The sequence below is a fragment of the Actinoplanes hulinensis genome, assembly GCF_019429605.1.
GTDB classification, from domain to species: Bacteria; Actinomycetota; Actinomycetes; order Mycobacteriales; family Micromonosporaceae; genus Actinoplanes; species Actinoplanes campanulatus.
The window spans coordinates 148,682-170,873 of the sequence record NZ_JAHXZI010000001.1; the positions used below are offsets into that span (position 1 = coordinate 148,682).

Consider the following 22,192-nt stretch of genomic DNA (forward strand, 5'->3'; position numbering starts at 1 on the left):
ATTAGTTTGACCTCTAAACAAAGTATTCACTCGTGGAGAGCCAAGTCAATCCGTCCTTCCGTGACAGCACGTACACAGAGGACTGGGAACACGCCCTGATCAGCGGCAACGGGCGGCAGGGCGCGCTCTGCTACGGCTCCCCCGCCGGGTTGCGCTTCACCCTCGCCCACGAGGACCTCTTCCAGCCCGTCACCGAACCGCTTCCGGCGCCGGCCACCGCCGCGGCCCTGCCACGGCTGCGCGAGCTGCTCGCCACCGGGCGTTTCGGCGACGCGGCGCGAGCGGTCTGCGACCTCGCCGTTCAGGATCATCCGGGGTACGCCGAGACGCGCTGGATCGATCCACTCATCGGCGCCGGCACGATCACCTTCATCCCGGACCGGCCCGGCGACGGCTACCTCCGGGGCACCGACTTCACTACCGGCGCAGTGCGGCAGGAGTGGTCGGGGGTGGTGGCCGACGCGGTCGTCTCCCGGTCGGCGGACGTGCTGGCGGTCCGGATCACCGGCACCGGCGGCACGGTCCGGATCGCCCCGGTCGACGGCGTCCCGGAGAGCCCGATCGCGTTCACCGTCGACCACTTCGGTGACGACCTGGTCCTCACCGGACGGTTCGGCGGCGACCTCTGGCCGGGCGCACCGGACGGCTGGACCGTGGCGGTGCGCGTACGGCGTACCCCCGAATCGGTGTTGATCGTGGCCCGGGTGGCACCCGGCCTGCGCCCACCCGCCGAGGCCCTCGCCGCGCTGCCCGACGGCGGATTCGAGGACCTGCTGAAGGAGCACGCCGAGATCCACCGCGACCTGTTCGAGCGGGTCTCCCTGGACCTCGGCGGAATCCGGGCGCAGCACCTCTTCGACGCCGGCCGGTACGCGATCATCAGCAGCACCGGCAACCGCCCGCCCACGCTCCAGGGTGTCTGGAGCGGCACCTGGTCGCCGCCGTGGCGCAGCGGCTGGACCATCGACGGCAACCTCCAGGCGGCCCTGCTGGCGGTCCACCCGACCGGCGTCCCCGAGTTGATGTCGCCGCTGTTCGACCTGCTGGACAGCCTGCGCGAGGACTTCCGGGAGAACGCGCGCCGGCTCTACGGGCTACCCGGCCTGTACGCCCCCGCCCACCTCGGCACACACGGCCGGCAGAACCACTTCGGCCCGGTCTGGTGCCTCACCTTCTGGACCGCCGGCGCCGCCTGGCTGGGCCGCCTCTACCTGGAGCACTGGCAGCACACCGGCGACCGCACGTTCCTGGCCGACCGGGCGCTGCCGTTCCTGCGCGAGGTCGCCGAGTTCCACCTGGGGTTCGCCGAGATCGTCGACGGGCGGGCCCGGTTCAGCCCGTCCTATTCGCCGGAGAACGACCCGGGCAAGGGCCGCGATCAGGCGGCGGTGGACGCCAGCCTGGACGTGCAGGCGGTGTCCGCCCTGCTCCGCGGCCTGCTGGCGATCACCGGGACGCTGGGCGTCGACGACCCGGACGAGGGTCGCTGGCGGAGGCTGCTCGCCGCGCTGCCGCCGTACCGGATCAACGACGCCGGTGAGCTCGCCGAGTGGATCGACCCGCGCTTCCCGGACAACCACGAGCACCGGCACTCCAGTCACCTGTTCCCGTTCCTCTACGGCGGCGATCCGGCGTTCGAGGAGGATCCGGCGCTGCGCGCCGCCGCGGTGCGGGCCGTGCGGTCCCGGTTGCGGTGGTGGTTGAGCGAGGCCTCCGACGAGATGGGGTACGGGCTCGCGCTGCTCGGCGTCGCGGCGGCACATCTGGGGCTGGGCGAGGAGGCGTACGCGGCCCTGGAACGGATCTCCGAGGCGTACTGGCGGCCCAACCGGGTGCCCACCCACAACCGGGACCACATGTTCAACGTCGACCTGGCGGGCGGCCTCCCGGCCCTGGTGGTGGCGATGCTCCTGCGCAGCCGCGACGTCGGCCCGGACGGCGTGGCCCACATCGGCCTGCTCCCGGCACTGCCATCGGCATGGCCCACCGGCACCATCCGCGGCCTGGTAGCCCGAGGCCCGGTCACCGTAGACCTGACCTGGTCACCGACCCATTGGGAGGCCACCCTCACCTCCCCCACCGACCGCACGGTCCACCTCAGCCGACCGACCACCACCACCACCGAGACGATCCACCTACGCGCCGGTCACCCGAACCACATTGCCGACGCGAGGTAGTAGCCACGGAACAACCCGCAAAACGCCGCCGGTGTCGAGGCACCTGGTTTTCCGGCGCCGCGGGGTGTGCGGTGGCGGAAAACCAGCTGCCTCGACACCGGTTACAAGGCGTTTTGCCGCGGAGCGAAGCGGAGCAATCAAGCACAGCTCAGCCCTTGACGGCGCCGATGATCACGCCCTTGGTGAAGTGGCGCTGGATGAACGGGTAGACGATCAGGGCCGGCACGATCGTCACCACCACGACGGCCATCTTGATCGCCAGGCTGGGGGGCATCGTCGAGCCGAGGCCCGGGATGGCGACCGCCGTGCCCGAGCTGGTCGGGGACTGGCCGGCCAGGATGAACTGCTGGAGCACCCGCTGGACCGGCTGCAGGTCGTTGCGGTCGATGTAGAGGATCGCGTTGAAGAACGCGTTCCAGTAGCCGACCGCGTAGAACAGGCCGACCACCGCGGTGACCGCTTTGGAGAGCGGCAGCACGATCCGCCACAGGATGCGCAGTTCGCCGGCGCCGTCGATGCGGGCGCTGTCGTACAGTTCGCCGGGGATGCTCATGAAGAACGCCCGCAGCACCACCAGGTTGAAGGCGCTGATCGCGGTCGGCAGGATCAGGGCGAGCAGGTTGTCCTTGAGGCCGAGGCCGGTGACCACCAGGTAGCTCGGGATCATGCCGGGATAGATCAGGAACGTCAGCAGGAAGTAGAACAGGATCGACCGGTGCCACAGCGTGCCGGGCCGGGACAGGCCGTAGGCGGCGAGCACCGTGACGACCAGGCTGAGGGCCGTGCCGACGATCGTGACGAACGTGCTGACCAGGATCGCGTCGGTGACCTGCCCGCCCGAGAAGATCACTACGTACGCGGCCGGGTTGAACTCGCGCGGGACGAAGACGTAGCCGCCGGCCTCGTTGATCGTCTTCTCCGACGAGAGGCTGGTGACCAGGACCGTCCAGAGCGGAATCAGCACGGCCGCCACCACGAGGGTGAGAATCGTGCCCTTGCCGAACTGGCCGATCAGCGTGGGTTTCTCCTCCCACGCCGGGCGGAGCGAGTTGCGGCGGGGCCGGATCGCGGTGTCTGCGCTCATGATTTGGAGTAGATCCCTTGCTCGCCGAACCGGTGTGCCAGCTTGTTGGCGCCCACGATCAGGAGGATGCCGACCACCGCCTTGAACAGGCCGGCGGCCGCACCGACGCCCCACTGCTGGACGGCGATGCCCTGGTAGTAGACGTAGGTGTCGACCACCTCGGCGGCTTCCCGGCCGACCATCTCCCGTTGCAGCACGAACTGCTCGAAGCCGACGTTGAGCGCGTCGCCCAGGCGCAGGATCAGCAGCAGGATGATGACCGACCGCAGACCGGGCAGGGTGATGTGCCACATCCGCCGCCAGCGGCCGGCGCCGTCGGCGGCGGCCGCCTCGTACAGGGAGGTGTCGATGGCCACGAGGGCCGCCAGGAAGACGATCATGCCCCAGCCGGCGTCCTTCCAGAGGGCCTGCGAGGTGATCAGGAACATGAACGTCTCGGGGTTGGTCATCATGTCCGGCGGCGTGTACCCGGCGTGGCGCAGGGTCTGCGCGAGCAGGCCGGCGCCACCGATCATCATCTGGAACAGCGAGACCACCAGCACCCAGCTGAAGAAGTGCGGCAGGTAGACGACGCTCTGCACCAGCGACCGGACGCGCGGCGACATGATGCTGTTCAGCAGCATGGCCAGGAAGATCGGGATCGGGAAGTAGAACACCAGCTGGAACGCGGTGATCGAAAGGGTGTTGATCACCGAGTCCCAGAACGCCGCGTTCTTGAACAGGTACTCGAAGTTCCCGAACCCGATCCACTCGCTGTAGAGGAACGCCTCGAGCGGGTCGTCCCCGACGAACGGGTTGTAGTCCTGGAAGGCGATGATGTTGCCGAGTGCCGGGATGTAGTGGAAGACCAGCAGCAACAGCATTGCCGGCAGGCACATGAGCAGCAGCGGCCAGTCCCGCCGCAGCCGCTGCCCGAAGGACAGCTGCTGCCGCGAGACCGACTTCGCCTTCTTGGCCTTCACCGCTACCTGCGGCTCAGGTGCTAATGATGGAGCACGCATAGCACCTGATTCGCTCGCAAGCTCGCTCATCGCCCGTTGTCAGCCAGGACCTTGGCGTAGAACTCACGACCCGCGTCGCCACCGGCAGCCCGCCACTCGGAGACGATCTTGTCGAGGTCGCTCACCGGGGTCCGGCCGCGGTGGATGTCGGTGATCTTGTCCTCGGTCGGCTGCGCGATGGCCGCCATCTGGGTGGGCGTCTCCACCTTGATGCCGTCCCACGGGTTCTTCTCCAGGTACTGCGCGGCGTCGTTGCCCCACTCCACGAAGTCCTTGGCGTAGGTGGGGATGTCCGGTCCACCGACCACGACCGGCGGGCGCCCGCCGAGGAAGATGAACTGGTTCGCGAACTCCTTGACCCACAGGTCGTTGGTGACCGGGGAGCCGCTGGCGTCCCGCGTGAAGTGGGTGCCCTCGACGCCGTAGTTCTGCAGCTCCCACTCCTTGGTGCCGAACGGCGCCGCGGTGTAGTTGAGCACGCGCAGCAGCTCCTGGGTGCGCTCCTGCCCGAGGCCCTTCTTGATGAAGGTCCAGATGATCGCCGAGCGGGTCTGCCAGCGGACCGGGGGCTTGCCCTTGTCCGCGCCGAACACCTTCACGGCCTGCATGTTGAACTTCGGGTTGACCGCGACGGCCGGGCGCCACGTCTCCTTCCAGGAGCCGCCACCCGTGCCGTACATGAACATCTTGCCGCCCTTGAAGAGGGCCTGCGTGTCGCCGCCCTTGCTGGACGCCACGTCCGGGTGGACCAGCTTCTCGGCGTAGATCTTGGCCATGAACTCGACGGCCCGCTTGTACTCCGGCGTCTCCATCCGGTGCACGACCTTGCCGTCGGCGGCCTTCATCCAGCCGTTCTCCGAGCCACCGGCGCCGCAGATCTGCTGCACCTCGAGCCAGATGTCGCCGAAGGCCCACTCACCCTTGTCGGGGTTGGTGAACTTCTTGCCGAACTCGTAGAGCTCGTCCAGCGTGGTGGGGGCCGCGATGCCGCGCTCGTCGGCGACGTCCTTGCGGTAGAAGAGCACCGACGGATACGGCGCGTCGGTGGGGAACGGGACGCCCATCAGCTTGCCGCCCCACACCGAGTCCTGCCAGGCCCGGGTGTCCAGACCGGCGAGCAGCGGGTAGGCGTTGACCTTGTCACCGGCCAGGTACGGCGTAAGGTCCTCGAAGAGCGCATGCACACCCTCGCTGAACCGGGCAAGCTTGTTGACCTCCCAGCCCGGGATGCAGGTCAGCTCCGGCACGTCCCGGGCGCCCAGCATGGTGTTGAGCTTGTCGCCGTAGGTGTTGCCGTCCTGGATGCTGAAGTTGATCGCACCGCCCATGTCGGCGCCGACCGCCTCGACCAGCTTGTTCGCGGTCGGCGGCGCGGGGCCCCACCAGGGGGTGGTGGCGGTGACCGGCTTGCCGCTGGTGATCGCCTTGTCGGCGACCGCGTCGGCCAGCGAGGTCGGGTACTTCACGTAACCGTCGGCCATCGGCCGGACGCCCTTGACGTCCGGGGGGACCAGGGTGGAGTCCTTGAAGTTGGGGACGAGGCCGGCGGCCTGCTCGGCGTTGGTCGCCGAGCCGGTGGTGCCCGGCTCCTTGCTGCATCCGGCCAGCATCCCGCCGCTGGCGAGCGAGGCCGCGCCGAGGCCGACCAGCCCCAGGAAGTTCCGCCTGTTCGTCGACGCGCCCGGAAGCGTATTCGCCACGGCGCACCACCCTTCCGTTATGGGTTTAGTTTGGTTAGCGTCTAAACTAAGTACATCGAAGACAAGCTAACCGACACGGTGACGGCCCGACAAGAAGCAAATGGGAGCGCACCCATCCGGCGGGCACCGATCAGGGGAGACGACGAACCGCGGTGATGCGGCAAGATGACCAGGCGGACAGCAGGCGCCCGGCCGAGAGCGGAGCTTGATGTGAAGACCACCCGGGCCGATCCACAACCGGCCGACTTCACCGATGTGCGTGCCACCAACCTGGCCGTGGTGCTGCGGCACCTGCGCGCCCACGGCCCCAGCTCGCGCGCCGCGATCGCCGCCTCGACCGGGCTCAACAAGGCGACCGTGTCCAGCCTGACCGGCGACCTGATCCGGCAGCGGCTGCTGCGCGAGACCGGCCTGACCAGCAACCGGATCGGCCGCCCCGGGACGACGCTGGCCCTCGACGGCTCGGCGTACGCGGCGATCGGCCTCCAGGTCTCCGCCGACCGGCTCACCGCGCTGGCCGTCGACTTCGCGGGCGACCAGCTGCTGCTGTGGCACCGGGCGTTCGACGGCGAGCCGGCCACCACCGGGGCGGGCCGTGCAGTCAGCGCGATCACCGCCCTGGCCCAGCGAGCCGCGACCCGGGTGCGCCAGCAGGGCCGCCAGGTGCTCGGCCTGACCGTGGCGGTGCCCGGCCTGGTCGCCGACGGCGGCACGGTCCGCCTCTCCCCGCCGCTCGGCTGGTCCGACGTCGATCTGCGCGGCCTGCTCTCCGGCTCGCTGCGCCAGCCGGGGCTGGACGTCGCGGTGGCCAACCACGCCGGCCTGGCCGCCGTCGCCGAGCTGCGCCACGGCGGGCATCAGGTCGAGCTCGATCTCACGTACGTCTCCGGCGCGGCCGGGGTCGAGGCCGGCATCGTGGTCGACGGCCGCCTGCTGCACGGCTCCCGTGGCTTCACCGGCCAGATCGGCCGTTTCGCGCTCGGCGCGGCCGGTTCGCCCACGCTCCAGGACCTGGCCGGTGTCGAGCCGCTGGTCCGGCGCGCCCTGCCCGGCTTCGATCCGGAGTCGCTGACCGACCTGGCGCCGGCCGTCGAGCAGGTGGCCGTGCTGGCCCGCTCCGGCGACCCGGGAGCGCTGGCCGCACTGGGCGACACCGGCCGCCATCTGGGCCAGGGCCTGGCACTGCTGGCGAACCTGGTGAATCCCGAGCTCATCGTGCTCGGCGACCACTACGCGGCACTGGCCGACTGGCTGATCCCGGCGGCCGAGGCCGAGCTGACCCGCAACACCCTGGCGCCGGACGCGGGCGGGGTCCGGCTGACCGCCTCGCGCCTGGGCCTGCACGCCGCGGCCCTCGGCGGCGCGGTGTCCCACTTGGACCGGGTGGACACCGGCAGCCTGCCGGCGAAGCAGTGACCGGATCCGCCCGGGGCCGCACCCGGGCGGATCCCGCACGTAACAATCGATGACCAAACATGCCCCGCGCGCCTTGACCGAGGCGTGACTGTGGTGCGAGCCTCAGGGAACTCCGTTCGAAACATTCGCGAAACCACTCGCGGAGGCTTCTTTCGCCGCGTAGTCGAAGCGCTTCGACGACCGGCTTGGCCCGAAGGAACACGTTGTGACCGAATCCCCCTCTCGCATCGTCTTTCGCGACCCGCAGCAGAAGCTCGCCACGCGGGTGTCCGACCTTCTGGAGCGGCTCGACCTGGCGGAGAAGATCGCCCTGCTGCACCAGCACCAGGCCGCCGTGCCCCGGCTCGGCGTCGCCTCCTTCCGCACCGGGACCGAGGCGCTGCACGGCGTCGCGTGGCTCGGCGTCGCCACCGCCTTCCCCCAGGCGGTCGGCCTCGCCAGCAGCTGGGACCCGGACCTGCTCCGCCGAGTCGGCACGGCGGTCGGCACCGAGGTCCGCGCCATGCACCACCGCGACCCGGAGAACGTCGGCCTCAACGTCTGGGCGCCGGTGGTCAACCTGCTGCGCGACCCGCGCTGGGGCCGCAACGAGGAGGGGTACGCCGAGGACCCCTGGCTCACCGGGGTGCTGAGCACGGCGTACTCGAACGGGCTGCGCGGCGACGACCCCCGCTGGCTGCGCACCGCCCCCACGCTGAAGCACTTCCTGGCCTACAACAACGAGACCGACCGGTGCCTGACCTCCAGCAATCTGCCGCCGCGGGTGCTGCACGAGTACGAGCTGCCCGCCTTCCGCCCGGCCCTGGCCGCCGGCGCCGCGGTCGCCGTGATGGCCTCCTACAACCTGGTCAACGGCCGGCCCACGCATCTCAGCCCGCTCATCAACGAGGTGCTGCGCGGCTGGGCCGAGGACGACGTGATGGTGGTCGGCGACGCGTACGCGGTCCAGAACCTGGCCGGCGACCAGAACCTGTTCGAGGACCACCCGGCCGGGTTCGCGGCCGTGCTGCGCTCCGGCATCGACTGCGTCACCGAGCCCGGGCCGCTGTCCGAGGAGTCGTTCACCACCGCCCTGGACCGTGGACTGATCACCGAGTCCGACGTGGACGCCGCGGTCCGGCACATCCTCTCGGTACGCGTACGGCTCGGCGAGTTCAACCCGGAGGAGGACCCGTACCGGGAGACCGGCCCCGAGGTGATCGACTGCCCGGAGCACCGCGCGCTGGCCCGGGAGGCGGCCCGCGCCTCGGTGGTGCTGCTCGGCAACGACGGCCTGCTCCCCCTCGAACCGGCGGCCACCCGGCGGATCGCGGTGCTCGGCCCGCTCGGCGACACCACCTTCGACGACTGGTACAGCGGCACCCCGCCGTACCGCCGGACACTGCGCGACGCCCTGGCCGAGCGGGTCGGCGCGGACGCGGTGCTCGTCCACGAGGGCGCCGACCGGGTGGCGCTGCGCTGCCCGGCCGGCCTGCTGTCGGCGGACCCGGAGGGCGGTCCACTGCGGATCAGCTCGCATGAGGACGGGGACACCACGCTGTTCGACGTGCTCGACTGGGGGGAGGAGACGTTCTCGCTGCGGGCCGTCGTCAACGGCCGGTGTGCCGGCGCCGACGGGCTCGGCCCCGAACCCCACCTGCTGATCAACGACCGGCCCGGCCCGAACGGCTGGGAGGTGCGGGAGACGTTCCGCTTCGAGCCGGCCGGCGACGGTGTGGCGCTGTTCCACGTGCAGAGCGGGCGGTACCTTCTGGCCGGCGGGGACGGGCTCGTGCGTACCGGCGCCACCCGGGCCGCGGACGCCACCGTCTTCACCGTCGACCTGCTGATCGACGGGGTGGCGGCGGCCGCCACGGTTGCCGCCGGGGCCGACGTGGTGGTGCTGGCACTCGGCAACCATCCGCTGGTCACCGGCCGGGAGACCGCCGACCGCCGGGACCTGGCGCTGCCCGGCACCCAGGACGATCTGGTGCGCGCCGTCCAGGCCGCCAACCCGCGGACCGTGCTGGCGTTGAGCAGCAGCTACCCGTACGCGATCGGTCATGCTCTTGATCTTTTGCCGGCGATCGTGTGGTCTGCGCACGGCGGCCAGGAACACGGCACGGCCCTCGCCGACGTGCTCTTCGGCAGCGACCCGTCGGGTGTGCCCGTCGACCCGGCCGGACGGCTCACCCAGACCTGGTACACCGATGCCGGCGACCTGCCGGACCTGCTCGACTACGACATCATCGCCACCGACGCCACCTACCTCTACTACCGGGGCACGCCGCTGTTCCCGTTCGGGCACGGGCTGTCGTACACCTCGTTCCGCTACGAGGACCTGTGCGTCAGCGCGGCGTCGATCGGCCCGGACGGCGAGGTCACGGTCACCGTCGACGTGATCAATACCGGACACCGGCCCGGCGTCGAGACGGTGCAGCTCTACACCCGTCAGCAGCGTTCCCGGGTCAAGCAGCCGCTGCGGCGCCTGCGCGGCTACCGGCAGGTCCGGCTCGAACCCGGCGAACGGTCCACGGTGGAGTTCCTGCTGCCCGCCGCCGAACTGGCGTTCTGGGACGTGACCCGCTCCCGCTGGGTGATCGAGGAGGCCACCCACACCATCGCGGTGGGCCGCTCCAGCACCGATTGGCGCCTGACCAGGACGCTGCGCGTCGATGGCGAGCGCATCCCGGCCCGCTCACCCTGGTCGCCACTCCATCTGATCGACAACGATGGGTACGCGGAGACGACACCCGTAGCCGTCCCGGACCACCCCGGCGAGGCTCTGCGCGGCGACCGCCCCGGCGCGTGGGCGGTCTTCGACCAGGTCGACTTCGGCGCCACCGGCCCGTCCCGGGTCCACGCCACCCTCTCCGCCCCCGGCGAGATGGTCCTCCGCCTCGACGACCCCCTCTCCGGTCCGATCCTGGCCACCCTGAACACGACAGCCTCAACCCCGGTCCCCCCGGTAACCGGCACCCACGACCTGTTCGTCCTCTACTCGGCCCCCGGCACCACCGTCACCACGATCACCTTCACCCGCTGACCCCACCTTCCAGCCGGACGGTGGCGCACTCGACGCCCGCCTTTGCCGCCACCCCCCATCGCCCCGCCGATCTTGGATGATTGACCACCACTCCTTGGAGTCAAGAGGCGGTTGCACCGCCCACCTCCAGGCCGACCTTGGACGACCGACCACCGCCCGCGGTAGGCAAACGTCCAAGATCGAAAGGGGGAGACGCGCCGCCCAGATGCCCGCCGATCTTGGACGACCGGCCACCGCGGACGGTGAGGGAACGTCCAAGATCCAGGAGAGGCCGCAGAGCCCACCTTCCGCCGATCTTGGACGATTGCCGCTGAGCAATCAGGCGCAGGAGGATAGGGGGATGACTGGTCTCGGGCAGGCACTGGCGTTCGCGGGTGTGATCGGGCTGGCGGCGGTGTCGCCGGGGCCGGACTTCGCGGTGGTGGTGCGGCGTTCGGTGGCGGCCGGGCGATGGCATGGGATGGCCGCGGCCGCAGGGGTCGCCGCGGGGGTGTTCGTGTGGTCGGTGGCCGCCTCGGTGGGGGTGGCCGCGCTTCTGGCCGCGTCAGCAGTGGCGTTCACCGTCGTGAAGCTGGCCGGTGCGGCGTACCTGCTCTGGCTGGGGGTGAGCGCTCTGCTCGCGGCCCGGCGCGGCGGCGGTGAGATCGAGCCGGCAGCGGCTGAGCGCCCGGAGAAGCGGCTGTGGGCGTCGTTCCGGGACGGCCTGCTGACCAATGTGCTCAATCCCAAGTGCGGTGTGTTCTTCGTGGCGGTGCTGCCGCAGTTCGCGCCGGTGGACGGCGCCGCCGCCGATGTGCTGCTGCTCTCGGTGGTGGCGGTCGCGGTGACGGTGGCCTGGTTCGTCGTGGTGGCGAACCTGGTCGCGGCTCTGCGCCGGCTGCTGTCCCGGCCGGTGGTGCGCCGCGCCCTGGACGCCGTCACCGGCGCCGTCCTGGTCACGATCGGGATCCGTCTCGCCGTCTCCCCCACACCCTGATCACGACCCGGTCCGCCGCACCGTGATCACGACCCGGTCCGCCGCACCGTGATCACGATCGGAATCCGCCTCGCCGCCGCCTCCGCACCCTGATCACGGTCTAGGCTCGCCCCGCCGCCTCCGCACCCTGATCACGGTCGGGCCCGCCACGCTCGCCTCCTCCGCGCCCTGGTCATGATCGGGGCCCGCTTCGCCGGCGCCTTCGCAGTCTGATCGCCAGGAGGGTGAGGAGGCCTACGATCGTGAGGATCAGGGCGTTGCGGAGGTACGGGCCCAGGCCGCTCGGGGGCCGGGCGGCTCGGATCACGCCGCCGCTGATCACGTCGTCGGCCACATCGACTGAGCGGATCTGCAGGTCGGGGCCGGTGAGCAGGGTGCGCGGGGTGGTGAACGGGCTGACCGCCCACACCTCGGTCTTGCGGACCCACTCGTAGTCGGTGAGCCCTTCCCCGAGACGTGCGCCACCGGTCTCGAAACCGGTGACGTCGATTCCCGCGAACGGGTACGACGCCGTTATCACCGCTTCCCCGCTGGGCGACCAGCCGAGCAGCCGAACCGCCACGAGGTCGGTCAGTTCGCGGATTGCGGGTGTGGACCGCTCCTCGCCGGTGGCCGGGTCAACCATGATCAGCTTCCATCGGGACGGGTAGTCGGCGCCGTCGCAGCAGCGGCTCTGCCGGAGGAGGGTGAGCCCGAAACCGTCCGGGGTCCAGGATCCCTTCCCCGCCAGGCGACTGTCGTCGACCGCCCTGAACCGGCTGATCACCCGCCCGTCCATCGAGGTGACCGTGACGATCGCGCCCGATTGGAAGGCCAGCCGCCCGCCGTCGCGGGAGAACGCCACCGTGTATCCGTCACGGTCGGTTCGCGGGTCGAGATCGCTGATCACCCGGGAGGTTCCGGCCACCGGATCCACCAGGTGCAGGGTGGCGCTGGTGAACCTCTCGCCGTCGGCCGTGTAGGCGGTCACCGCCAGCCGCCGTCCGTCCGGCGACCAGGCCTGCGGCACGACCAGGTCGGCGTCGAGGCGGGGCAGGGGCGTGTGGTCGCCGGTATCGAGGTCGATCACCGAGCCGACCGTGGCGAGCCGGGTCCCGCTCGGGGACAGCACGGCATGCTCCCCGGCGTACCGGAAGTTCTCGGGATCGTGGGAGATGCCGTAGACGTCCTCGTGCGCGCCGACCAGGGCCAGGTCGCCCTTGCTGCCGAGCGGCCACCAGTCGGGCGCGCCGAAGACGACGCTCGCCGCACCGATCGGCGCGTTCTCCACTTCGGACGTTCCCCAGAGCGGGACGCCGACCCGGTTCGGCAGGGAGCCCGGTGCGGCCGGTGGCGCCGCGGGGAGGTCGCGGCCCGGCCGGTCCAGCGGGACGATCGCGGTCAGCACGACGGCCAGGACGGCGGCCGCCGCGGCGAGGATCCGGCCTCGGCGGCGACGGCGCCGGGCCAGGTCGATCGCGCCGCGGTAGAGGTCGTAGGGCTCGACCTGGTCGGCCCGCTCCCGCAGGGCTCCACGCAACCGGGCTGTCACGACCGTCCCCTCACGGCTCGTTCGGCCGGCGCCGGCCGATCCTCGTCGACCAGATGTGGCGCCGTGGTCCGCAGCCGGGACAGGGCGTCGTGGGTGTGCCGCTTGACCGTGCCGACCGAGCAGCCCAGCATCGCGGCCGCCTGCGCCTCGGTCATGTCCTCGTAGAAGCGCAGCACGAGCACGGCGCGCTGCCTCGGGCTGAGCCCGTCGAGGGCCTGGTCCAGGGTCATCCGCAGGGCGATGGTGCGGTGCGGGTCCGGACCGCCCCGATCGGGTGGGGCGGCGGCCAGCCGCTCCGGCACCCGGCGGCGGCGCCACCAGGACATCTGGAGGTGGTACATGGTCCGGCGGACGTAACCCTCGGGGTCGCCGTCCCGGACCTTCCGCCAGTGCCGGAGCACCCGGGCCAGCGCCGACTGGACCAGGTCCTCGGCGGCGTGGTGATCGCCGGTCAGCAGATAGGCGGCACGCGACAGCGCCGGCCCGCGCGCCGAGACGAAGTCCCGGAAGCCCGGATATCGATCCTCGCCGACTCCCACATTCACAATCTTGTAGAACGCCGGCCGCCGGCCCCATGGTTGGGGGCCGGCGGCCGGTATTTCAGCGCCGGGCGGCGTGACGGTGGCCCAACCACCACGCCGCCCGGACGATTTCTCACCCCGCGAGCGTTCCGCTCACCACGGTTCCGGTACGGGTGACCTGGTACGTCACGGTCTCCCCGCTCCAGAGGTAGAACCGCAGGTTCACGAGGGCGCCGTCGGTGACCTCGGCGAAGAAGTCCGGGGTCAACCTGATCGTGCCGGCCGTGTAGTCGGGGGCGAAGGCCCGGTCGAACTCCTTGTACGGCGTCCATCCGTGCGGCCCGGCGTTGCTGCCGTCCGCGTAGGTGGCCGTCATGGTGGCGAGACGGTCCCCGTTGAACGTGGTGGGGATCGCGAACGCGCTGGTCTGCCCGGTCACGGCGGCCAGTTGCGGGGTGTCGGAACTGACCACGTCGAGCCGCCACGGGACGCCGCGGGAGAACCGCAGTGACAGCGACGCCTTCACCCCGTACCCCTCGGTCCTGGTCAGTCGCTGGAGCAACCCGGCAGTGAGGGTGAGCTGATCGCCGGAGACCTGGTAGTCGGGGCCGCGCCGCAGCGTGGTCTCGCCGAGGCGGACGTGGGTGAAGCCGAGGCCGTTGGGGTTGAGCGTGATGGTCTGCGCGGTGACCGGCGCGGATCGCCGGACGAACACCAGGTCGCTCGCCGCGGTGCCGGAGCGGGTGCGCCAGCTCGACGAGATCTGGCCGAACAGTTCGGCGTCGCGCCAGATCCCGGCGGTACGGTCGTAGTGCTGGCCGTTGTCCCAGAGCATCGTGGTGACCCCGGACGCACGGGCCTGCTGCCCGAAGAGCTCGAAGAACTTGAGCTTCTCGCCCTGCTCGATGGTGCCGGTGTGCCGGTCGAAGCCGAGCAGGCCGTATTCGCCCAGGATCACCGGGATGCCCTTGCTGATCAGGCTGTCGCGGAGCCGCTGGAAGGTGCCGAGCAGGTCCTGCTGCGCGGTCGCGTCGAACCGGTAGCCGCCGGCCACGTTGACGCTGAACGGCCAGTAGCCGTAGTAGTGCACGGTGGCGATCAGGTTCAGGTCGTTCAGCGCGGTGAACTCGCCGGCCAGCGCGTCGAGGCGGCCCCGGTCGGCGTTGGTGTGCAGGGTCGGCAGGACCAGGAACCGCTTGGTGTTGCCGCCGCCGGTGCCGCGCACGATCCGGTGGAAGGACGTGTTCAGCTCGGCGAGCAGCGCGTAGTTCTCGGTGTCACCGGTGCTGCCCCAGAACTGCGGCTCGTTGACGCTCTCCAGGAGCAGTCTGGGCGAGGTGTCCCGGAAGGCGCCGGCCACCTGTGTCCAGATGGCGTTGTAGCGGGCCAGCACGTTGTCGTGGTCGGTGGGCATGGTGGCGATCCACTGCCACGAGTCGTGATGGATATTGATCATCACGTAGAGGCCCTCGTCGAGCGCCCAGCCCACCACCTCCTGTACGCGGGCCAGGTAGGCGGGATCGATCGTGTAGTCCGGCGCCGGGCCCTGGTGCTGGCCCCAGGTGACCGGGATGCGGATGCTCTTGAAGCCCTGGGCGCGGATGCCTCTCAACAGCTCCCGGGTGACGCGCGGGTTGCCCCACGAGGTCTCGTCGGCGCCGGTGGCGTCCAGGGTGTTGCCGAGGTTCCAGCCCGGTTGCATGGCTTTCGTTATCGCGGCGGCGGTGGGCGCCGCCTGTGCCGGACCGGCCCACGCCATCCCACCGAGGATCAGGACGAGCGCGAGCAGCCTGCCGAGTAGTCGCGACATGACGCTCCTAGCTAGGACGCGCGGGAGTACGGGGTTTGGGAGCGCTCCCGCTTCACCTCGGCAGACTATGTATGGACGCCAAACTATGTCAATCGATGTCCACACATGACTGCGGACCACCCGGGGCGAGCGGGGGATGCGCTCCTCGCCCGGCGGCGGCCCGCAGACTCGCTGGAGATGCCCGCCGCGTCGTCGAAGGGGAGTCCCGGCGGCGAGGCGTCAACAGGACGCCAATCGCACGGAGGCTAGTACTCGGTGCATTCCGCAGAAAGGCAGACTCACGGAATCATGCACTTTCCAGAACCGATTCCAGCAACCCTCGCAAGAATTGCCAACCAGAACTCCGGCGGGTTTGTCCAGCGCTGCTACCTGCAACTTTGCAAGTTGCACAAGATCATCCAATAATCATCCCTCCTAACTGGAATTGGCACGTCGAATTCCCGGCAACGCATTGTCGTAGCCCTATTACAGTTCGTACTCTGATGGTCAACTGCAATCGACCTTCGTAAGTACGATGCAGCGGGCCGGCTGTCACGGGGCCCGGAGGGGAGCAGCCATGCTTGTCAAAGTGCTCGACCAGATCACCGACGACGACATGCACAAGGCCGCTTGGGAGCTCTACGAAAGCGCTCTCGGCGAGATGCGGTCGCTGGCGGTACAGCGCCACCTCATGTACCAGTCGGAGTTCGACGACGTCATGTCGGACCCGCGAGTGGAGAAATATGTCTGCTTCGATGAGGAGGGCAACCTCTGCGGTCTCGCCACGTTCAGCAACGATCTTTACGCGATGCCGCTGATCTCACCGGAGTACTTTGAACGGCAATGGCCGGAGCTGTACCGGCAACGCCGGATCTGGTACGCCGGGTTCGTCGCGGTCGATCGCGCATCCCGCGCATCCCGGGCACTGCTGGAACTGATGGAGGCGATGTTCAACACCGCCGCCGCTCAGAACGGCATCATCGCCCTCGACTTCTGCCGATACAACGACGTCAAGCGCAACATGGGCCGCGCCACCGAGCGGATCCTGAACCGGTTCGCCGGCGGCACGATGCGCGCCAAACGCATGGACGAGGAGCAGTTCTGGGCTTACGAGTTCCCAGCGGCCGCATGACTCGGCCGCCCCGGTCAAACCATAGGCTTCCTCCACATCGCCCAGAGCGGCGGTCCGTCGGGTAGTTCGATCACGGACCGGACCTGGTATCCGTGCCGGAGGTAGAGGTCACGGTTACGGGGATCGTTCGCCTCCAGGTAGGCGGGGATCCCGGCACGATCGAGCCTGGCGTGGTGCCGGTCGAGCAGGGCGCTGCCGACGCCCCGGTTCTGCCGGCTCGGGCGCACGGCCAGGAATGCGAGATAGTGGTGCGGCTCCAGCGGATGGTCGGCGTCGAGAGCGGCGTCAAGTTGGTGAACGCGGTCAGTCGCATCCTCCGCGGCCTCCTTCACCCGGCGGTCGTAGTCGGCCGGTGGCGGGATCATGGAGGTCAGCGGGAACCAGAGAGCGACGCCGTCCATCCGTCCGGTCTCATCGGTGGTGCCGTACACCTCTCCGTACTGCACCGCGTGCTCGACGAAGATCTCGAAGTATCGGGGGGCGTTCCTACGTCGTGCCATCGGATCCGGGTGGAGCCAACGCGCGACTGGGCCGTCCCACATGGCGTCCGCCACGAGTCCGGTGATCTCGGCGGTGTCCAGCGGCGAAACGTGCCGGACCACGAGTTCCTGAATGGCATAGGTCATGAACGTTTCCCTACCTGATCGACTGCATGTGACTGTTGCCCGCGAGCGCGTGAGAATGTGGCCGGTTCAGGTCCGCTAGATCGAAGACGGACCGCCCGGCGCCGCCGCGCCCGATCATGGCGTAGGAGTGCGGGCGCCACCGTCGCATCGCCAGCGCCCAGAAGATGCCCAGCACCGCACAGACGAGGTATGCGACCGGGAAGATCCATCGGAACGGCGAGCCTTCGGACACCTGCAGGATGTCCCCCAGGCCGATGACAGTGGCGTCGAGGACAATACTGAGCAGGAAGAACGCGATGATGGGTGCGACCATCGAGCGCCAGACGTTCTCCCGGCCCGGATTTCGCAGGAAGAACGCAACCACCGCTGCCGATGCGCTCCACATGAGAATGAGCACGCCCAGCCCGCCGACCGTGGTCAGCCAGGCGAACAGATACACCAGCGGGTCCGCGCCGAGGAACGCGTACAGGATGATCACGCCGAGTGCGAGGATGCTCTGCGCGATCGAGCCGACCACCGGCGCGCCGGTCCGCGGATGCGTGTACCCCCAGATGCTCGGCAGCACGCCCTCCCGGCCCAGCGCGAACTGGTAACGCGCGACCGCGGCGTGGAAGGCCAGCAGCGCCGCGAAGATGCTGGTCATGAAGAGCAGATAGCCGATGCTGACCAGGATTTCCGGGACGTGCGGCGCGACCAGGGTGAAGACCAGGTCGGTCTTCTCTTCCTGGGCGACCGCGACGATGCGCTCCGGCCCCGTGCTGACCGACATGGCCCAGGCCGAGGCGCCGAGGAGAAGACCGGCCACGATCACCGAGAAGTGGGTGGCACGGGCAACCGTCCGCTTCGGGTCCTTCGCCTCTTCGGAGAGCACGACGGTCGCCTCGAAACCGACGAACCCGGCGATGGCCAGCACCATCATGGCCGCCACCTCGGGGGTGAGGAGCTGGACCGGCTCCAGCGTCGCGAAGCTGACCGTGCCGCCGGCCGGGTGGGTAACCATGATCAGGTCGTAGACCAGGACCACGGCGATCTCAGCGGCCAGCAGCACGCCGAGCACCTTGCCGCTGAGGTCGACCCAGAGTATGCCGAGCACGGCCACGAGCGCCCAGGCGACGAGCGCACAGATCACCCAGGACGCCTGCACGCCGAACGCGTCCAGAACACCCGAGGCGACCACACCGAAGAGCCCGAATAGACCGATCTGCATCATGGCGTATGCGGGTAGGGCCACGAACGCCGCGGACACGCCCAGCTGACGGCCGAACCCGTGGCTGATGTAGGAGTAGAAGGCTCCGGAATTGACAATGTGCCGGCTCATCGCCACGAAGCCGACCGTGAAGATCGACAGAATCGCGGCAACCACGATGTAGACCACCGGGGCCGCCGTCTGGCCGATCACCGCATAGACCGTCGAGATCCCACCGATGATTACGGTCAGCGGTGCCGCGCCGGCCACGCCGAAGAAGACCACCGACGGCACACCGAGTCGGTTGCTGGCCAGCGCACGCGAGATCAGATCCGGTTCAGTCGCGCGTCTGCGCTCCATCAACACCCGTTCGGCCCACATGTCGACGTTGTCACGTCGGCGTTGATGGCGGCCGGCCGGGCTCACCGCCGACCGACCGTGAGGGCGGAGCCCACCGAGGACTCGGTGCACTCCACGAGCTCGCGGAGGTCGCTGGGGAGGGAGGCGATCATGCTCGGCAACCCGTGGTAGATGTGCGGATAATTCTCGAAGCCGTACATGACATGGCGTGTGAGCCCGGTCGCCACCACGAGGCCGACGAGCATGCGGTCGGTGAGGTTGAGATCCAATCCGCGGACCAGCATGTTGGCGACCCGGGTCGAGGCCCAGGCCGCGGCATTGCGCTGCCGGGCACTATTGGGCATGTAGAGCGTCTGCGTGGTGCCCAGCATCCGGCGCCGGGTCACGAGTTCCACGGCCCCGACCCGCATCAGCCGCTCCGCCACGCGTAGTCCGGCGTCCTGGGAGAGAAAGGCGAGCCAGGTCCGCAGGTCACGGTGTTGCGGCTGGGCATTCAGAAGGTCCAGAATGTCGTGATTGAGCGCGTCCCGGGGCGGTCGCCGGTCCAGTACGAGCAGATCCCCGTCATTGACGCCGATGCGGCCTTCGAGGACCAACTCCGCTAGTAAAGCGGCGGCCAGACCCAGGCCGGTCGCACGAGGATGGAGACGGGAGCGTCCCGTCCGGTCCTCGTGCGCGATCAGGTAGTACTGGTCAGCCAACACTGCGTCACGCCCCTTAGACGCAAGTTCCAATGATCTTTTACCTATGTAGGAAACAAGACAGAACTCGATGTCCGGAGCATCATGTACCCAACACCAAGGTCAATACAAGAAGTACTAGACTTCTTATTCAGTCCTCGGTGCCGAGGTCCACTTTATTGATCTTTTCGAAATAGCGATCATGAATGGGTTACCGGATCGTCAGGGAGCGGTCGTAATATCGACTCCATCAGGACCGTAGGGGAGTCCAGGTGTCCGATATAGAGGGTCCGACGCTGCGTCGCCGCCGGCTGGGGGCGGAGCTCAAACGATGCCGGGAGGCCGCGGGCCTCACCCAGCAGGACGTGTCACGCCACTTCGAGTGGCATTCGGCCAAGGTGACCCGCATCGAGACCGCCCGGGTGGCGGTCACCCCGCGGGATGTGCGTGACCTGCTCACTCTCTACAACGTGCGGGACCAGAGCTATCGCGAGGCGCTGGTCGAGCTGGCCCGGCAGTCCCGCGAGCGGACCTGGTGGACCGACTACCGCGACATCATGCGGCCCGGGAACTTCGTGGGCCTGGAGGCCGCCGCCTCGGCGATGCGGACCTGGGAGCCGGTGCTCGTGCCCGGTCTCCTCCAGACTCCCGCCTACATGCGGTCACTGATGAGAAGCGGACGCCCGACCGATCCCGAGGAGCACATCGACCGGCGGATCACGCTGCGCCTGACCCGTCAGGGCCGGCTGACCAGTGAGCGTCCGCTCGAGTTGTCGGCCTTCATGGACGAGGCCGTACTGCACCATGTGATCGGTGGCGCGGAGGTCATGACGGAGCAGCTTCGCCATTTAATCGAGGTAGCTAAATTACCGAATGTTTTCCTGCAGATACTGCCCTTCACCGCTGGTGGGCACCCCTTCCTGAGCGGCCCGGCAGCGCTTTTGGAGTTCCGAGAGACCACCCATTTGGATGTTGTTTACATGGAAGGCCTTGCGGGAGACTTGTACGAGGAACAACCAGACATGGTTGACTGGTATCGGCAGGAGTTCGAGCGATTGAGCGCCATGGCGCTTGACCATCGCACGACCATCAAGATGATCGAGAGTCTGCTCGTCGCTTAGCACTCCCGACGAACAATCACATCGAAGGGAGGTGCTTGAGTTGCTTGCGCACCAAATCAACGGGGCCGTCTGGAAGAAGGGCAGCCGTAGTAACGGTACAGGCGGCAGCAACTGCGTCGAGGTCGCATTCCTCGACGCTGGTGGAATTGCCGTCCGTGACAGCAAGGACCGGAGTGGACCGGCCCTCATGTTCACACCAGCGGAGTGGACCGCCTTCGTGGACTCTGCCAAGGACGGCGAATTCGACATCGTTTCGTGAGAGCCTACCGATAGGTGCGAGCCGATGGAAGGCCTGAGTCAAGGTCGACTTTCGTCATCTGCACCTTGAGGGATATCGCGGTGATCCGCTCGCGGGCGCCGTGGCATCGGCACCGGCCCTGCCACTTTCCGTGGCAGGGCCATCACTATTCACGCTCCATTCCCGACCATTCACGAATGCTTCTCTCGTTCCTGATGAGGATCGGCCAGAACGCTGACCCCGGGTTGATCGCGCGCCACTGAGCGTGAGCAATCGGGGTCACGCCGCCTGGGCGAACGCCGAACGCCGCAACTCCCCCGCCCCGGCCGGCGGCGCGGCCGACCGGACCACGGTGGCCCGGGCCTCGGCGTGCACCGCCTCCTGCCGCAGACTGTCCCGGCTCCGGCGGGCCAGCTGGACGTCGTGCCAGGCGGCCCGCTCCGCGGCCACCGCCTCCCGGTAGACCAGCGCCAGATGCGCCGCCGACGCCCGGGACACCGCCACCTCCTGCTCGGCCGGGTGCAGCCAGGCGTCCCACCCCCCGCTACCGGTCAGCGCGCCGACCACGGCGGCGGCCGGAAGCTCACCCCGGTCGGCGGCGGCCCGGACCGCATCGTGCAGGAAACGCTCGCGAGACGCGTACTCCGCGGGGTTCTGTGGGGTCCAGGGCGTGCCGAAGGCCGCTGTCGCCCGGCAGCGGGCCCAGCCCGCGTCCGCGGCCTGCCACGCCGCGAAGGCCGCGTCCACCCGGTCGGCGGCCGCCTGCCAGTGCCCCTGCCAGCGGTCGACCGCCTCACCGGCCTGCGTGGCCGCCACCCGCACCTCCCCGGCGAACCGCAGCGCGTGCGCCACCTCCGCCGCTCGCCGCGCCCGCCGCTCCCTTCGCCGCTGCCCGGTCAGCCGCACCCAGGTGATCGTCTCGACCAGCTCAAGGCGCGGGTTGCGGACCCCGTCCGGGCTGGCCAGTACGACCAGGGCGGGCAGGGCGAGGAACATCAGGACGGCCCAGACGGCGATCGGGGCGGGCTCGGACAGCAACATGTCGGCGAGAATGTTCACGGTGGTCCGTTCGGTTCGGCTCGGTGCGCGGCGTGAATCAGGGCGAAGCTGGCGGTCGGTGGGCGGCGGGCTCGCGGATCGCCGGGACGATCTGCCCGGAAACGATCAACAGGGAGCGGAAGCCCGCGGCGGCCGCGGGAGACGGGTTCGTCAGGAGAGGACGGCCGCGGGCGGCGCGCGCGGGGTGAGGATCCCGGCGGCATGCCGCGTGGCCGGCAGGCCGGTCCGGGCCGGCACGCGGTGGGCCGCGCTTCCCTCAGCGGTACGCCGTACGAACTCCGCGTCGACGTAGGAGGTATCCCCGGCCGGGGGCGTCACGGAATCGGTCCCCGCGCTCAGATGCGCGTCATGGGCCGGACCGGCGGCGGGATCCGCGATGACGCCGGTCGTCCGGGCCGGGTGCGCGGTGTCGCCGATGGCGTGGACCGCGTGGGCCGAGTGATGGGATGACTCGCCGGCGCCGTGGCCGGCCGCCGTGAAGAGGGCGAGGAAGAGCGCGAACAGGAATGGCAACGACCGGAGCAGCGCGCTGCGTCGGATCGTTGCCATTTCCCGAAAGTACCTGATTAT

Annotated in this window: 18 protein-coding genes; 7 read left to right on the forward strand and 11 right to left on the reverse strand. The window is 69.4% G+C overall.

The window, feature by feature from the left end:
- The first annotated feature begins 32 nt into the window (after positions 1-32).
- Positions 33-2,177 (forward strand): glycosyl hydrolase family 95 catalytic domain-containing protein, encoded by a 2,145-nt coding sequence (locus KZ829_RS00750; protein ID WP_220141952.1) that lies wholly within the window; start codon positions 33-35, stop codon positions 2,175-2,177.
- 148 nt (positions 2,178-2,325) lie between these two features.
- On the opposite strand, the gene KZ829_RS00755 is transcribed toward KZ829_RS00750, so the two are convergent.
- The 3 genes from KZ829_RS00755 to KZ829_RS00765 are packed head-to-tail and all read right to left on the reverse strand — an operon-like array spanning position 2,326 to position 5,962.
- Positions 2,326-3,261 (reverse strand): carbohydrate ABC transporter permease, encoded by a 936-nt coding sequence (locus tag KZ829_RS00755; RefSeq protein ID WP_220141953.1) that lies wholly within the window; start codon positions 3,259-3,261, stop codon positions 2,326-2,328.
- Positions 3,258-4,292 carry an ABC transporter permease gene (locus tag KZ829_RS00760; RefSeq protein ID WP_220141954.1) on the reverse strand — a complete coding sequence of 345 codons (1,035 nt, stop codon included), beginning with the start codon at positions 4,290-4,292 and terminating at the stop codon, positions 3,258-3,260. The genes KZ829_RS00755 and KZ829_RS00760 overlap by 4 nt, the downstream gene beginning before the upstream one ends.
- Positions 4,289-5,962, reverse strand: a complete 1,674-nt coding sequence (locus KZ829_RS00765) for an extracellular solute-binding protein (protein ID WP_220141955.1) — start codon at positions 5,960-5,962, stop codon at positions 4,289-4,291. The genes KZ829_RS00760 and KZ829_RS00765 overlap by 4 nt, the downstream gene beginning before the upstream one ends.
- Before the next feature lie 210 nt (positions 5,963-6,172).
- Here KZ829_RS00765 and KZ829_RS00770 point away from each other — a divergent pair, with 210 nt between their 5' ends.
- The 3 genes from KZ829_RS00770 (at position 6,173) to KZ829_RS00780 (ending at position 11,379) form a co-directional block, all read left to right on the forward strand.
- Positions 6,173-7,378: an ROK family protein gene (locus tag KZ829_RS00770; RefSeq protein WP_308285287.1), complete on the forward strand. Its 1,206-nt coding sequence runs from the start codon at positions 6,173-6,175 to the stop codon at positions 7,376-7,378.
- Positions 7,379-7,583: 205 nt separating this feature from the next.
- Positions 7,584-10,403: a glycoside hydrolase family 3 C-terminal domain-containing protein gene (locus KZ829_RS43755; protein WP_308285288.1), complete on the forward strand. Its 2,820-nt coding sequence runs from the start codon at positions 7,584-7,586 to the stop codon at positions 10,401-10,403.
- A 340-nt stretch (positions 10,404-10,743) separates the two neighbouring features.
- Entirely contained in the window at positions 10,744-11,379 is a 636-nt protein-coding gene (locus tag KZ829_RS00780) for a LysE family translocator (protein WP_220141957.1), read from the forward strand.
- A 172-nt stretch (positions 11,380-11,551) separates the two neighbouring features.
- Here KZ829_RS00780 and KZ829_RS00785 read toward each other — a convergent pair whose 3' ends face one another.
- The 3 genes from KZ829_RS00785 to KZ829_RS00795 form a co-directional block, all read right to left on the reverse strand.
- The gene (locus tag KZ829_RS00785; RefSeq protein ID WP_220141958.1) at positions 11,552-12,910 is read right to left on the reverse strand and encodes a TolB family protein; all 1,359 of its coding nucleotides are present in this window, start codon (positions 12,908-12,910) and stop codon (positions 11,552-11,554) included.
- Positions 12,907-13,449 carry a SigE family RNA polymerase sigma factor gene (locus KZ829_RS00790; RefSeq protein ID WP_220141959.1) on the reverse strand — a complete coding sequence of 181 codons (543 nt, stop codon included), beginning with the start codon at positions 13,447-13,449 and terminating at the stop codon, positions 12,907-12,909. Before KZ829_RS00790 ends, KZ829_RS00785 begins: the two co-directional genes overlap by 4 nt.
- Before the next feature lie 115 nt (positions 13,450-13,564).
- A complete protein-coding gene (locus KZ829_RS00795; protein ID WP_220141960.1) occupies positions 13,565-15,241 on the reverse strand; it encodes a cellulase family glycosylhydrolase in 1,677 nt (558 codons plus the stop codon).
- 568 nt (positions 15,242-15,809) lie between these two features.
- On the opposite strand from KZ829_RS00795, the gene KZ829_RS00800 reads away from it, so the two are divergent.
- Positions 15,810-16,352, forward strand: a complete 543-nt coding sequence (locus KZ829_RS00800; protein ID WP_308285289.1) for a hypothetical protein — start codon at positions 15,810-15,812, stop codon at positions 16,350-16,352.
- 14 nt (positions 16,353-16,366) lie between these two features.
- Here the strand turns inward: KZ829_RS00800 and KZ829_RS00805 are convergent, their stop codons facing one another.
- From KZ829_RS00805 to KZ829_RS00815, 3 genes are all read right to left on the reverse strand, one after another.
- Positions 16,367-16,978: a GNAT family N-acetyltransferase gene (locus tag KZ829_RS00805; protein WP_220141962.1), complete on the reverse strand. Its 612-nt coding sequence runs from the start codon at positions 16,976-16,978 to the stop codon at positions 16,367-16,369.
- 10 nt (positions 16,979-16,988) lie between these two features.
- On the reverse strand, positions 16,989-18,524 hold the full coding sequence (locus tag KZ829_RS00810) for an APC family permease (RefSeq protein ID WP_220141963.1): 1,536 nt from the start codon (positions 18,522-18,524) through the stop codon (positions 16,989-16,991).
- A gap of 62 nt (positions 18,525-18,586) precedes the next feature.
- Complete coding sequence (locus tag KZ829_RS00815; protein ID WP_220141964.1) at positions 18,587-19,228, reverse strand: GOLPH3/VPS74 family protein; 642 nt, start codon at positions 19,226-19,228, stop codon at positions 18,587-18,589.
- A 248-nt stretch (positions 19,229-19,476) separates the two neighbouring features.
- On the opposite strand from KZ829_RS00815, the gene KZ829_RS00820 reads away from it, so the two are divergent.
- The gene (locus tag KZ829_RS00820; protein WP_220141965.1) at positions 19,477-20,325 is read left to right on the forward strand and encodes a helix-turn-helix domain-containing protein; all 849 of its coding nucleotides are present in this window, start codon (positions 19,477-19,479) and stop codon (positions 20,323-20,325) included.
- Between the two features lie 40 nt (positions 20,326-20,365).
- Positions 20,366-20,584 carry a DUF397 domain-containing protein gene (locus tag KZ829_RS00825; RefSeq protein ID WP_188126958.1) on the forward strand — a complete coding sequence of 73 codons (219 nt, stop codon included), beginning with the start codon at positions 20,366-20,368 and terminating at the stop codon, positions 20,582-20,584.
- A gap of 258 nt (positions 20,585-20,842) precedes the next feature.
- Here KZ829_RS00825 and KZ829_RS00830 read toward each other — a convergent pair whose 3' ends face one another.
- A complete protein-coding gene (locus KZ829_RS00830) occupies positions 20,843-21,604 on the reverse strand; it encodes a hypothetical protein (protein WP_220141966.1) in 762 nt (253 codons plus the stop codon).
- Between the two features lie 168 nt (positions 21,605-21,772).
- A complete protein-coding gene (locus tag KZ829_RS00835; protein WP_220141967.1) occupies positions 21,773-22,171 on the reverse strand; it encodes a hypothetical protein in 399 nt (132 codons plus the stop codon).
- Between the last annotated feature and the right edge of the window lie 21 nt (positions 22,172-22,192).

Excerpts from the sequence above, each read along its gene's own strand:
- KZ829_RS00835 (WP_220141967.1), bottom strand. The coding sequence starts at position 22,171 with ATGGCAACGATCCGACGCAGCGCGCTGCTCCGGTCGTTGCCATTCCTG.
- KZ829_RS00810 (WP_220141963.1), bottom strand. The coding sequence starts at position 18,524 with ATGGAGCGCAGACGCGCGACTGAACCGGATCTGATCTCGCGTGCGCTG.
- KZ829_RS00830 (WP_220141966.1), bottom strand. The coding sequence starts at position 21,604 with ATGTTGCTGTCCGAGCCCGCCCCGATCGCCGTCTGGGCCGTCCTGATG.
- KZ829_RS00780 (WP_220141957.1), top strand. The coding sequence starts at position 10,744 with ATGACTGGTCTCGGGCAGGCACTGGCGTTCGCGGGTGTGATCGGGCTG.
- KZ829_RS00755 (WP_220141953.1), bottom strand. The coding sequence starts at position 3,261 with ATGAGCGCAGACACCGCGATCCGGCCCCGCCGCAACTCGCTCCGCCCG.
- KZ829_RS00760 (WP_220141954.1), bottom strand. The coding sequence starts at position 4,292 with ATGAGCGAGCTTGCGAGCGAATCAGGTGCTATGCGTGCTCCATCATTA.
- KZ829_RS00805 (WP_220141962.1), bottom strand. The coding sequence starts at position 16,978 with ATGACCTATGCCATTCAGGAACTCGTGGTCCGGCACGTTTCGCCGCTG.
- KZ829_RS00795 (WP_220141960.1), bottom strand. The coding sequence starts at position 15,241 with ATGTCGCGACTACTCGGCAGGCTGCTCGCGCTCGTCCTGATCCTCGGT.